This is a genomic window from Pseudooceanicola profundus (genome assembly GCF_054919315.1).
On record NZ_CM142898.1, the window covers coordinates 2,740,729 to 2,753,015 of the forward strand.

The window sequence follows — 12,287 nt, forward strand, 5'->3', positions numbered from 1 at the left end:
GCCCGTCTTGGCGGGGCAGGGGGCGCGGTGCAATGGCAATTTAAGGGGCAATTTGGGGGGGCAATCTCGGGGACACGCGCAGGGGCAACCCGGGAGGGCGTGCCGGCCAAGAAAAAACGCGCCCCGCTTGGGGGCGCGTCTTTGTTGGAGGGCTCTTCGTCTGTTCGGATCAGGCCGCTTCGGCCTGCTCGGCGGCGTGCCGGCGTTCGCTTTCCTCGCGCGAGAGGGCGACGGAGGTGCGGACACCCTTGGACACGAATTCCATCAGACCGGACACGACCCGTTCGTTCGGATCGATACCGGCGCAGCTTAGAACTTCCCGACCATCGCGCGACCGGGCCCAACGAGCGATCTGCTCCGGACCGTTGCCGTATTTCTTGTCATCCGCGATGGCGTCGTCGAGTGCAGCCAGTACAACGGCTGCGAACAGTTTACGAGCACGGTTGCCCTGTTCATTATTGAAGGCCGTGCCGTCAACGAAATCTTTCATGATTCGTCCTTTTGTTTTTGCTCTTGTGCTTCTGGGGCGACGCGCTTTATGGCGAATTAGATGCGATTCGGATAGCGTCCTGACGCAAGTCCGTCATGCTTTATTTGCATGGCACGGGAGGGGCGTCGCATATCTCCGGTCTCCTTGCCAGTGGCTCTGCCCGGATATATAGGAGGCACGAATTTTCTATCAACCAGAGCAGCGGTATCCGGCATGCCCAAGATCAACGGCAATGAGATTCGCCCCGGCAACGTGCTGGAGCATAATGGCGGCCTCTGGGCCGCAGTGAAGGTCGACCACGTGAAGCCCGGCAAGGGCGGCGCCTTCGCGCAGGTCGAGATGAAGAACCTGCGCAACGGCTCGAAGCTGAACGAACGCTTCCGGTCCGCGGACAAGGTCGAGCGCGTGCGCCTCGAGCAGAAAGACCAGCAATTCCTCTACGAAACCGACGGGATGCTGGTGTTCATGGACACGGAAACCTATGAACAGATTGAACTTCCTGCAGATCTTCTGGGCGAGCGTCGCCCGTTCCTGCAGGACGGCATGACCATCGTGGTGGAATTCTACGACAGTGAGGCGCTCAACGCGTCCCTGCCGCAGAAGGTCACCTGCAAGATTGTCGAGACCGAGCCGGTGGTGAAGGGGCAGACCGCTGCCAACTCCTTCAAGCCCGCGACCCTCGACAACGGCGTGAAGGTCATGGTGCCCCCCTTCATCGGTCAGGACGAGGACATCATCGTCAACACCGAAACCATGGAATATTCCGAGCGCGCCTGACGCTGCGTCACGGGAATCGAAAAGGCCGGGTCCCTGCGACCCGGCCTTTTTCATGTCACGCAGACGTGACCGATGGGGGAGGGGCTGCGGGCCTCACTCGGCCTTCGCGACCGTCGCATCGCCCGCCCGCATCTCGCCTTCGGCCCGGTCGAAGCGCAGCCAGGCGATGGCGCGGTCGCCCGAACGGGTCATCAGGACGCCCGCGACCTTCTCGCCCGCGGTAATCTCGGTCCCCGGCTCGGCCGGGCCCTCGACGGTCACCAGGGCGAGGCCCTTGCGCAGTTCCGTCTTGTGCTTCATCCGCGCGGTGACCTCCTGACCCACGTAGCAGCCCTTGCGGAAGTCGACGCCGTGCAGCCGCTCGAAACCGTTTTCGAGGATATAGCTCTCCGGCGTCAGTTCGATCCCGGTCTCGGGGATGCAATGGGCCACGCGGATCGCGTCCCAGTCGCTGCCGTCATCGCCGCCCTCGGCACCGTAGAGCCGCCAGCCGAGCGCGTCGTGCCGGGGATCGGCCACCGCGCCCTCGGGCGCCGGGCCGGTGCCGCGTTTCACCTGCAGGTCGGTCTCCTCGATCTCGACCTTGGCGCGCAGCTTGTACATCTTCAGCCGTTGCAGCAGCCCGGGGGCCAGTGCGCTGTCCACGTCCAGCAGAACGGCCTCGCCCTGCGCCACGAGGAAGAAATCCGCGAGGTACTTGCCCTGCGGCGTCAGCAGCGCGGCATAGACCGCGCCCCGGTCGAGCCCCGCGATGTCATTGGTGACCAGCCCCTGAAGGAAGTCCCGGGTCTCGGGGCCGGTGAAGCGGAGGATGCTGCGCGTCATGTCGTCTTCCTTTCCTGCTTGGCACCGTAATATAGGGTTGGGGCGCAGGGACAACAGGGGCCGACCATGCCAGCAGCCATCAGTGTCATCATTCCCGTGGCCAACAGTGCCCGCAGCCTGCCGGGCTGCTGTGCAGCGCTCATGGAGGGGCTGGAGGAAGGCCTGCTGCGCGAGCTTCTGGTGGCCGACATGGGGAGCGAGGACGACAGCCTTCGGATTGCCGACGCCATGGGCGGCGAGGCCGTGCTCGGGCCGAAGGCGCTTGGCGATGCGGTGGCGCAGGCCAAGGGGCAATGGCTGCTCCTCCTGCGGCCTGAGACGCGGCTGGCGCGGGGCTGGACGGTACCGGTGGCCGATCACCTCTCGGCCGGGCAGCGGCCCGTGCATTTCCGCATGGTGCAGGACGCGCCGGGCCTGAGGGTGCGGCTTTCCGCATCACTCATCAACCTGCGCAGTGGCCTGTCCGGCCGCGCCGTGCCGCTTCAGGGCCTGCTGGCGCCGCGTCGCGTGGTCGAAAAGGCCGGCGTGCCCGGCGGTGGCGATCCCATGGCCGGGCTCTTTCGCCGGGTGCGGGGCACGGGCAGCCTGCCTGCGGAGATCCGCGTGACGGGCTGACCGCCTCCGATCAGCCGCGCCGTCCGAAGACGCCCGTCGCCAGCCGGCGCCAGAACCCTGCCTCGGCCCGGTCGCCCGCTGCCTCCTTCGCGGCCCGCGCCCGTGCGGCCTTGTCCCGGGCCATGGCATCCGCGGAGGGCCCGTCGGTGCGGAACTGCAGGTCATGCAGCTTGGCATAGATGCCACCGCGCGCCAGCAACTCCTCGTGGCGGCCCTGATCCACCACCTGCCCGCGGTCCATGACCACGATCTTGTCCGCACTGCGCACGGTCGAAAGGCGGTGCGCGATCACCAGCGTCGTCCGGCCCTTGGCCAGCTTCTCCAGCGCGCCCTGCACCACGGCCTCGCTCTGCGCATCCAGCGCCGAGGTCGCCTCGTCCAGCAGCAGCACCGGCGTGTCGCGCAGCAGCGCCCGCGCGATCGCCACCCGCTGCCGTTGTCCGCCGGACAGCGCCGAGCCGCGCGGCCCCACCGGCGTTTCCAACCCGAGCGGAAGATTGGCCACGAAATCGGCCACGTGGGCGGCCTCCAGCACCTCCTTCAGCCGGGCCTCCGAGATATCGGTGCGTCCCAGCAGGATATTCTCGCGCAGAGTCTCGTCGAAGAGCGCGGCATCCTGCGATACGACCGAGAAGCGGTCACGCAGATCGCCGAGTGCCATCGCCGAAACCGGCACGCCGCCCAGCTCCACCTTGCCCGAGGCCGGGTCCACCAGCCGCGTCAGCAGGTTGAAGATCGTCGATTTCCCCGCGCCCGAGGCCCCGACCAACGCCGTGGTCTGGCCCGGTTCGGCGGTAAAGCTCGCGCCGCGCAGCACCTCCGTCTCGCCGTAGGAGAGGCGAACGTCATCCAGCACCACGCCCGGCACGCCCGTGGGGGCGGGCACCGGCTTGGCGGGCGAGACGATGGAGGGCTTGGTCTCCAGCAGTTCGCGCAGCCGCTCCATGGCGGCGGCGGCCACCTGCCACTGGCCGCTGACGGCCCCGAGGCGCCGCAGCGGCTCGAAGGCAAAGCCGATGGCGGTGAAGAAGGACATGAACTGGCCCACGGTCTTCTCGCCCGCGATGATCTCTCCGCCGCCGAAGATCAGCACGCCGACGAAGCCGACGCCGGCCATGATGTCGATCAGCCCGGGGATCGAGGCGGCCCCAAGCGTGGCGCGCACCTCGGCCCGCACCAGCTGGTCGGTCAGCGCGCCGTAGCGTTCGGACTGGTAGCGTTCCAGCCGGTTCAGCTTCACCGGCACGATGCCGTGGAACACCTCGTCCAGCCGGGTGGCCAGCTTGGCACCCAGATCGCGCGCCTCCCGCGCCCGGCGGCGCACGAACTTCTGCACCACCGCCGAGGGGGCCACCATGACCGGCGCGCCGATGCAGGCGATCAGGGTCCAGCGCCAGTCGACCGAGACGGCCACGCCCATCAGGATCACCAGCGCCACCGCGTCACGTCCCGCCCCGGTCAGCACCGAGGACCAGACGTTGTTGATCTGCTGCACGTCGCTCTGCACCCGCTGGATCAGGAAGCCGGGCGGGTGGCTCTGATGGAAGGAGCCGTCCTGCGTCATCAGCCCGTCGAGCAGATCGCGCCGCATCTTGGCCGAGGATTTCTGCGAGATCGTCGCCAGCAGGCCCTTCTGCGCGACCGAGGCCACGGCCCGGGTCAGGAAGATCGCGAGGATCGCCAGTGCCACGCCGGTCATCGCACCGGTGTTCCCGTCGAGGAAGACCTCGTCGAACATCGGCTTCATCATCCAGCTGAGCGCGCCCAGCATGGAGCCCTCCAGCCCCATGAAGATCACCGCGAGAACGAGCAGCAGGATGTGGTGGCGCAGGTAGCCCTGCCAGAGCCACGTCAGCAGCCCCTTGCCATGGTCCACCGCAAGGGTTGGCGGCGCTGCGGAGGCCGTGGAGGCAGGCGGCGCTGGCGTCCTGTCCGGTGTCTTCCCGGCGGGCGGGGCAGGCGGGGGTGTTTCGGTCTCGGCCATCAGAACAGCTTCTTCGGCGCTTTCTCGAAGGAGGCCTGAGCTGCCTCCTGATCATATTCGGTGGCGACCCACTCCTCGAAGCTGATCGCGCGATGCGCGTTGCGCGCGGCGTAGAGGTCGAGGATGTGGTCCAGCACGCCGGTCTTGGTCCAGCGGAAGTGGACGTATTTCACCGACAGCATCCGGCGCGCCTCTTCCACGGGGCGGCCCTCGACCACCATGAGGTAGACCGCCGACGCAAAGCCTGCGCGGTCGGCGCCCGATTTGCAATGCATCACGAAGGGCGGCTCGATCTCCCGGAGCGCGGCGATCAGGGCCAGCAGCTCGGTGCGGGAGGCGGCCTTGCGGGCATAGAGCCGGGTGGAAATGAGCTTCAGGCCGAGCTGCTCGCAGGTTTCGGCCTCGGTCAGGTAATGCGCCTGGGTGCCGGAGCCGCGCAGGTTCAGCACCGTACGGATCCCCATGGCCTTCATCTTCGCGAACCGCTTCCGCGTCGGGTGGTTCGACCGCCAGACGCCCGGTGAAATCTGGAAGAAGTTGGTCCAGACGCAGCGCAGGACGGCATGATCGAACCAGAGGTTGTAGATCTCTGCCCTGCGGCGGTTTTCCGGCGTCGACAGGTCGGTGTTGTAGGAGCGTCGCAGCTCCTTCTCCCAGCGTTGCAATCTGGCGAAGGGGTTCATGTGGAGTCCCGTGGCTGCTTCTGCCCGCTGAAGGGCCGCAACCATCTAAGCAAGGCTTCCCTGCATGGCAAGCATGGCGCGGGCGATTGACGCGGCGCTTCATCGGGCTAATGGTGTCCGCGCTCCATGATTTCCACGAGGTTGAAATGTCTCTTGCCAACGGCCGCACGCATCTTGCCATTCCGGGCCCCTCGATCATGCCCGATGCGGTGCTGCAGGCCATGCACCGTGCCGCGCCCAATATCTACGAAGGTGATATCGTCACTCTCGTCGAAGGGCTGATCCCCGACCTGCGCAAGGTGGCGCGCACGGAACATGCGGCGACGATCTATATCGGCAACGGTCACGCGGTCTGGGAGGCCTCGCTCTGCAATGTCATCAACCCCGGTGACAAGGTTCTGGTGGCGGCCACCGGGCGCTTTGGTCACGGCTGGGCCGGGCAGGCCGCGGGCGTGGGGGCCGATGTGCAGGTGCTCGACTTCGGGCTCAAGTCTCCGCTCGATGCCCAGAAGATCGAGGACGCGCTGCGCGCAGACACCAACCACGAGATCAAGGCCGTGCTGGTGAACCACGTAGACACCGCCACCTCGATCCTGAACGATGTGCCCTCGGTCCGCGCCGCCATCGACGCCGCCGGCCACCCGGCGCTGCTGATGGCCGATTGCATTGCCTCCATGGGCTGCGACCGCTTCGAGATGGACGCCTGGGGCGTGGATATCGCGATCACCGGGTCCCAGAAGGGCCTGATGGTGCCCCCGGGGCTCGGCTTCGTCTTCTTCGGCCCCAAGGCCAAGGCAGCGCGCGAGACGGTCGAGCGCGTGTCGCTCTACTGGGACTGGAAACCGCGCTCCGAGCCGTCCTACGTGGCCGAATACTTTGGCGGCACCTCGCCCACCCACCACCTCTTCGGCCTGCGCGCCGCGCTCGACATCATGCATGGCGAGGGGATCGAGAATGTCTGGGCCCGCCACGACAGCCTTGCCCGCGCCCTCTGGGCCGCCTGCGATGCCTGGGGCCAGGGTGGCCCGCTTGCCATGAACGTGGCGGATCCCGCGCACCGGTCCCGCGCGGTGACGGCACTGTCGCTCGGCGGTGACAATGGAGAACGGCTGCGCAAATGGTGCGCGGAGGAGGCGGGCCTGACGCTGGGCATCGGTCTGGGCATGGCACCGCGCGGCAGCGCCGAGGCGGCGGGCTTCTTCCGCATCGGCCACATGGGGCACCTGAACGCCCATGTCATGCTGGGCACGCTGGGCACGATCGAGGCCGGTCTCACCGCGCTCGACATCCCCCACGGCACAGGCGCGCTGAGCGCCGCCGCCAAGGTCATCGCCGCCGGCTAAACGCAGAGAGGGGGCACGCCGCCCCCCTTCATCTTTCCCGAAATACTCCGGGGGAATTGCGCCGCCCGCGGCGCAAGGGGGCAGAGCCCCCCGGAATTTTGCAAAATTCCGGACCGGAAAATGCGCATTTTCCGGAGACACCCGCGAGGGTGCGCCCCACTCACCCGAGGCGCAGAAAAGTCTTCAAAGAATTTTCCGAAGAATTTTCCGAAGAATTTTCGAAAATTCTTGGTGTCGCAGGCCTCAGCCGCGCGCGGACCGGCGGCGGTCCAGCAGGGTGATGAGGTGGTTCAGCCCCAGCCCGGCCAGCAGCAGCCCCGGCAGGCCCCAGAGCGCAGAGATGACGCCGAGAATCCAGAGCAGGTTGATGAACCCCATCCAGAGGGTCGCGGTGGTGTAATCGGGGGCGGAGACGTGAGAGGAATCGGGGTAGGAATCGTGCATGGCCGGACTTTCGCGGGGAGAGCCCGATTGAAGCCCGCAGACGGCCCCGGATCAAGCGCCGGGGCTGCGCTGATTGCTCAGGTCCGTTCTGCGGTCCGCGCATGGCGCGCGGTGTCCAGCGCGCCGGGCAGGGCCTCGGCCAGCAGGTCCATCTGGGCGGGCGTGCCACAGGAAATCCGGATGCAGCGGTTCTGCGGCGCCACGAAGGGCATCCGCACGAAGACCCCCTGCGCCACCAGCGCGTCCAGCACGGCCTTGGCAAAGGCCCCGTCCGCGCCGCAGTCCACGGCGACGAAGTTTGTGGCCGAGGGCAGGGCGCTTAGCCCGTTCGCGGCCGCGATCTCGCCGATCCGCTCCCGCGACGTGGCGACGGCGGCGCGGGTCTGCGCCAGCCGCTCGGCATCCTGCAGGGCCGCGAGGGCCCCGGCCTGCGCGGCGCGGTTCATGCCGAAGTGGTTGCGGATCTTGTCGAAGCTGCGGATCAGCTCCGCTGCGCCGAGGGCATAGCCCACCCGGGCGCCTGCCATGCCATAGGCCTTGGAGAAGGTGCGCATCCGGATCACCCGCGGATCGTCGATCGGCAGGGGCAGGGCGGCGTCCTCGGGGGCGAATTCGCCATAGGCCTCGTCGAGGATCAGCAGCGTGTCCTCGGGCAGGGCGGCCAGTGCCTCGGCAATCTCCGCGCCGGGCAGGTAGCTGCCCATCGGGTTGTCGGGGTTGGCGAAATAGACCAGCTTGGCCTTCACCTCGGCGCCGCGTGCGATCAGGGCGCGCAGGTCCTCGCTGTCGCCCAGGTAGGGCACCATCTCCAGCGTCCCGCCAAAGCCGGTGACGTGGTAGTTGAAGGTCGGATAGGCACCCTGCGAGGTCACCACCATGTCGCCCGGGCCCACCAGCAGCCGCACGAGGTATCCCAGCAGCGCGTCGATGCCTTCGCCCACGACGATGTTCTCGACCCCGCACCCATGGTGCGCGGCCAGCGCCTGCCGTAGCTCCCAGGACAGCGGATCGCCGTACATCCAGATCTCGCCCGAGGTCGCCTGCATCGCGGCAATCGCCTTGGGCGAGGGGCCGAAGACGTTCTCGTTCGCGCCCAGACGGGCGGTGAAGGGCGCTCCGCGCAGGCGTTCCATCTCCTCGGGGCCGACGAAGGGCACGGAGGCGGGTAGGGCGGAGACCAGATCGGTATAGCGGGGTCCAGACATGGCAGGCGCGATACGCCCGAAGCTCCGTTCCGGGCAAGCAGATTCTTCCCCTGCTATGTTCACATTCTGCAACAAACCGTTCTGCCGTCACGTCCCGGTGGACCGCCCGGCGGGGCGCGTGACAGGCTCCGGCCACCAGGCGCCATCAGGAGGAGGACCCAGATGCCCCGCGTTTCCGTCGAGATCACCGATCACGTCGCCCATGTCACCCTGACCCGGGGCGACAAGATGAATGCCGTCGACAACGCCATGGCGGAGGCCATCGTCGAGGCCGGCGAGGCGCTGCTGCCGCGGGGCGACATCCGCGCCGTGGTGCTCTCGGGCGAGGGGCGGGCCTTCTGTGCCGGGCTCGACGTGGCCTCCTTCGGGGCGGCGCTGATGCGGGACAGCTCCGACTGGCTGATGCCGCGCAGCCATGGCGCCTCGAACCTGATGCAGCGGGTGGCGATGGTCTGGCACGAGATGCCGGTGCCGGTGATCGCGGCGCTGCAGGGCGTGGCCTTCGGGGCGGGCTTCCAGCTGGCGCTCGGCGCGGACATCCGCATCGCCCATCCCGCCTGCAAGCTCGCGGTGATGGAGATGAAATGGGGCCTCGTGCCCGACATGGGCGGCATGGTCCTGCTGCCGCGGCTCTGCCGCTCGGACGTGATCCGCCGTCTGACCTACACCGCCGATCCGGTGAGCGCAGAGCAGGGCCTCGCCATGGGGTTGGTGACCGAACTGGCCGAGGATCCGCTGGCCGCCGCCCGCACCATGGCCACGGGCATCGCCGGGCGCAGCCCCTCCGCGATCCGCGCGGCCAAGGCGCTGATCGGCCACGCCGAGGGCGGGGCCGGGATGGAGGAAGTGCTGCTTGAGGAGAGCCGCGCGCAGGTCGGCCTCATCGGTGGCAAGGATCAGCGCGAGGTGGTCGCCGCGAACATGGCCGGGCGCGCACCGGTCTTCGGCTGAGCCCTGAGCACCCTGCGGTCAGCGGGGCTCTGCCCCTCTGCGCGAGACAACCACGTGACTGGCCGTGCCCCCGCATCGGCTGGAGCCCGGGACCGGGCCCCGGGGAGACCCCAAACGAAAGGGCGCGCCCGGCAGGACGCGCCCTTTCGTGTCTGGGAACCGTGTCCGGGACCTGAGCGGGCCCGGGGCCTGCGGGCAGATCAGCCCGCGGCGCGTTGGTCGGGGCGGAAGCTGATCCGGTCGGAGACCGTGAACCGGCCGCCCTTGACCTTCCGAATCTTGCCTTCGCGCAGCAGCTGTCCGAAGGAGCGCAGCCCGTCCTCGCGCGAGAAGCCTTCCATCTCCAGCTGGCGGACCTTGGTCATCAGCTGCGGCCGCGAGAACTGATCGCGCCCTTCCACGAAGGAGAGGTAGGACGCCGCGGCCTCCAGCACGTCGGGCAGGGCCACGGCGCCCATGCTCTCGGCGAACTCCGAGAAGGAGCCGGCCTCGGCGGCGCTTGCGGCGACATCGCCGCGGGGCTCTGCCTCGTTGTCATCCTCGACCCGGCGGGCGAGGTCGGCCATGGTCACGCGGCGCGGACGCACCGGGGCCATCTGGCTGACGTCGGTGGTGTCGATGCGCTGCTCGGCCACCAGCTTCAGCGGCGCGGGGCGATCCTCGGCGCGGCGCGTGGGCGTCTGGCCGGAGGGGCGGGCGCGGCGGGGGCGCACGACCTGGGCCAGGTCCTCGCGGTAGGCATCGGTCTTCTTGGGCGCGGCGCCAAGCTCGGAACCGGCCTGCTTCTCGGCGCGGGTCGCGGCCACGGCGGCGCGCAGGTGGGCGATCGCGCTGCGGCGACGGTTGCCTTCGCTCTCGCCCAGCTGGTTGTTGGTCTCGGCGAGGATACGGTCCATGTCGCCTTCGGTGGCGGCTTCGTTCAGGCGGGCGCGGCGGGCCAGAACCGGGCGGCGCGGGGACACCGGGGCAGCTTCTTCGACAGCAGCCTCGTCCTCTTCCGCAACGTCGACCTCCGCGACCGTTTCGTCGTCGGCCTCATAGGCGACCTCATCGGCGGCCTCATCCTCTGCGAGGCTCTCGTCCTCAAAGGCCTCCTCTGCGGTGGCGTCCTCCTCGACGCGCGCCTCGGCGAGGGCTGCGGGTTCCAGAACGTAGGGCGCCTCCTCCTCGAAGGTCTCCTCTTCCGCGGAGACGGCCTCTGCCTCGTCGAAGGCCTCTGCGGTGATCGCGTCCGCCTCGTGCTCTGCCGCTTCGGCCTCGTCCTCGGCGACCAGATCGTCCTTCTCGTCGGAGAGGTCATCCGCGTCATGCGCGGTCAGGTCATCCGCCTCGGCGGTGGCGCTGATCGAGTCCTCGTGGATGTCGCGCAGGGCCGCCCGCAGGTCCGCCTCATCCTCGGAGGACAGTGAGCTCTCGTCGGCGTCGTAGCCGTCGAAATCCTCGGCCTCGTAGGTGTCGTCCTCGGCGTAGGCGGCCTCGTAGGCCTCCTCCTCGAAGCTCTCGTCCAGCTCAAGCGCAGGGGCAGCGTCAGACATCTCGATGGCGTCGGAGGCGTCGTCGATCTCTGCTGCATCCTCGAAGGTGTCGGGCGCCTCGACCATCTCGACCTCGACGGCTTCGGGCTCATCGACCATGTCGAGGGTGTCCGGCATGGCGGTCATCTCGATCTCGGTCTCTTCGATCTCGTCAGCTGCTGCGGCCACAGGGGCAGCGGCAGCCGGGGCGCGCAGGGGCGTCGCGGCGTCGTCCTTCACCACGGAGGCGAGCGAGCGGGCGGCGGGGCGCGGGCCGCCTTCCAGATCGGAGCGCTTGACCTTCATCACGCGGGCCCAACCGGTCGCGGGCTCTTCCGCCGGTGCGGGGGCCTCCTCGGCAAAGGCCACGTCTTCCTCGTAGTCCGCCTCGGCTTCGACCTCTTCGTAGGCCTCGGCGTCGAAGGCGTCCTCGACAAGGGTGTCCTCGTCTTCGTCCTCCGCGTCGAACGCCATCTCCGCGTCATCGGCCTCGTCTTCGGCGACGAAGTCCGTCTCCTCGACAGCGTGCAGCGCGGCGATGTCGATCTCGGCGGTCTCGACCCCGGCGTCCTCGTCCTCGAAGAAGGCGTCTGCGTCGACGATCTCGGCCGGCTGGCGCGAGACGACGGCGCGGATGCGCTGCAGCTTGGCGGCGACGGAATTGTCCATGGCGGGGGCGGCGGGCGTGTCGGCCACGGCCTCGGCGAGGAGGTTTTCTTCCTCGGCATCATCCTCGTCGTCGAAGTAGGACAGGACGGCCTCTTCGTCGGCGTCGGTGTCCTCCTCCGCGGGATGGGCCAGGGCGTCATCCCAGAGGTTGTCGGTGCTCTCGTTCAGCGCGTCCTCGATGGCGGCGCTCAGCAGGCTGTCCTCTTCGGCGGTGTCCTCGGCCACGTCCGCTTCAAGGTCGGTCGCTTCAAGCTCTGCCACTTCGGGCGCCTCGGCCTCCAGCTCCTCCGCCTCGGCAACCACGGGGGCATCCTGCAGCGGGATCTCGACCTCTGCGATCTCCTCGACGGCGACCTCTGCGGCCTCTTCCTCGGCCTCGGGGGCTTCGGCGACCGGCGTTGCGGGGGCAGATTGGGCGGGGGTAGATTGGACGGGGGCGGATTTGACGGGCGCCGCCTGAACGGCCTCTTCCGCGACATCCTCGGCCACGGCCTGCGCCATGGGAGCGGCGGCGGCGGCAGGTGCGGCGGCCAGACCCGGACGCAGCAGGATGCCGCCTTCCTGGGCGCGGGCCTCGACGCGGTGGCCGTCACGGGCCGCGATGCGGGCGATCAGCTCGGGGTCGGGGGTCGGGGGTTCGGCACCGAAGTAGCGGTCATCGGCCGCCAGATCGCGGAAGTATTCCGCGATGGACTTCATCATGTCGAAGGCGTCGTCAAACCCCTCGAGGGTGCAAGAGAACGTGCCATAGGACACCGTGAGGATCTTGTTCGACTCTACCACTGTT

11 protein-coding genes are annotated in these 12,287 nt (G+C 68.4%); 4 read left to right on the forward strand and 7 right to left on the reverse strand.

The window, feature by feature from the left end; translation table 11 throughout:
- Positions 1–169 precede the first annotated feature (169 nt).
- Positions 170–490 (reverse strand): DUF6280 family protein, encoded by a 321-nt coding sequence (locus ACX9MO_RS12600; protein ID WP_028093509.1) that lies wholly within the window; start codon positions 488–490, stop codon positions 170–172.
- Positions 491–703: 213 nt separating this feature from the next.
- On the opposite strand from ACX9MO_RS12600, the gene efp reads away from it, so the two are divergent.
- Positions 704–1,267 carry an elongation factor P gene (efp, locus tag ACX9MO_RS12605; RefSeq protein ID WP_222489041.1) on the forward strand — a complete coding sequence of 188 codons (564 nt, stop codon included), beginning with the start codon at positions 704–706 and terminating at the stop codon, positions 1,265–1,267.
- 93 nt (positions 1,268–1,360) lie between these two features.
- Here the strand turns inward: efp and ygfZ are convergent, their stop codons facing one another.
- The gene (gene ygfZ / locus ACX9MO_RS12610; protein ID WP_462212081.1) at positions 1,361–2,092 is read right to left on the reverse strand and encodes a CAF17-like 4Fe-4S cluster assembly/insertion protein YgfZ; all 732 of its coding nucleotides are present in this window, start codon (positions 2,090–2,092) and stop codon (positions 1,361–1,363) included.
- Positions 2,093–2,158: 66 nt separating this feature from the next.
- Here ygfZ and ACX9MO_RS12615 point away from each other — a divergent pair, with 66 nt between their 5' ends.
- Positions 2,159–2,707 (forward strand): glycosyl transferase, encoded by a 549-nt coding sequence (locus ACX9MO_RS12615; RefSeq protein WP_462212082.1) that lies wholly within the window; start codon positions 2,159–2,161, stop codon positions 2,705–2,707.
- A gap of 10 nt (positions 2,708–2,717) precedes the next feature.
- On the opposite strand, the gene ACX9MO_RS12620 is transcribed toward ACX9MO_RS12615, so the two are convergent.
- Both ACX9MO_RS12620 and ACX9MO_RS12625 read right to left on the reverse strand, forming a co-directional pair.
- Positions 2,718–4,691 carry an ABC transporter ATP-binding protein gene (locus ACX9MO_RS12620; RefSeq protein ID WP_462212083.1) on the reverse strand — a complete coding sequence of 658 codons (1,974 nt, stop codon included), beginning with the start codon at positions 4,689–4,691 and terminating at the stop codon, positions 2,718–2,720.
- Positions 4,691–5,374, reverse strand: a complete 684-nt coding sequence (locus ACX9MO_RS12625; protein WP_462212084.1) for a tyrosine-protein phosphatase — start codon at positions 5,372–5,374, stop codon at positions 4,691–4,693. Before ACX9MO_RS12625 ends, ACX9MO_RS12620 begins: the two co-directional genes overlap by 1 nt.
- A gap of 146 nt (positions 5,375–5,520) precedes the next feature.
- Between ACX9MO_RS12625 and ACX9MO_RS12630 the strand changes: the two genes are divergently transcribed.
- Positions 5,521–6,717, forward strand: coding sequence for a pyridoxal-phosphate-dependent aminotransferase family protein (locus ACX9MO_RS12630; protein ID WP_222489046.1), 1,197 nt, complete (start codon positions 5,521–5,523; stop codon positions 6,715–6,717).
- Positions 6,718–6,960: 243 nt separating this feature from the next.
- Here ACX9MO_RS12630 and ACX9MO_RS12635 read toward each other — a convergent pair whose 3' ends face one another.
- The gene (locus ACX9MO_RS12635) at positions 6,961–7,161 is read right to left on the reverse strand and encodes a histidinol phosphate aminotransferase (protein WP_462212085.1); all 201 of its coding nucleotides are present in this window, start codon (positions 7,159–7,161) and stop codon (positions 6,961–6,963) included.
- A gap of 77 nt (positions 7,162–7,238) precedes the next feature.
- On the reverse strand, positions 7,239–8,366 hold the full coding sequence (locus ACX9MO_RS12640) for a pyridoxal phosphate-dependent aminotransferase (RefSeq protein ID WP_462212086.1): 1,128 nt from the start codon (positions 8,364–8,366) through the stop codon (positions 7,239–7,241).
- Between the two features lie 162 nt (positions 8,367–8,528).
- Between ACX9MO_RS12640 and ACX9MO_RS12645 the strand changes: the two genes are divergently transcribed.
- Complete coding sequence (locus ACX9MO_RS12645; RefSeq protein WP_462212087.1) at positions 8,529–9,317, forward strand: crotonase/enoyl-CoA hydratase family protein; 789 nt, start codon at positions 8,529–8,531, stop codon at positions 9,315–9,317.
- 200 nt (positions 9,318–9,517) lie between these two features.
- Here ACX9MO_RS12645 and ACX9MO_RS12650 read toward each other — a convergent pair whose 3' ends face one another.
- Entirely contained in the window at positions 9,518–12,283 is a 2,766-nt protein-coding gene (locus ACX9MO_RS12650; protein WP_462212088.1) for a hypothetical protein, read from the reverse strand.
- Between the last annotated feature and the right edge of the window lie 4 nt (positions 12,284–12,287).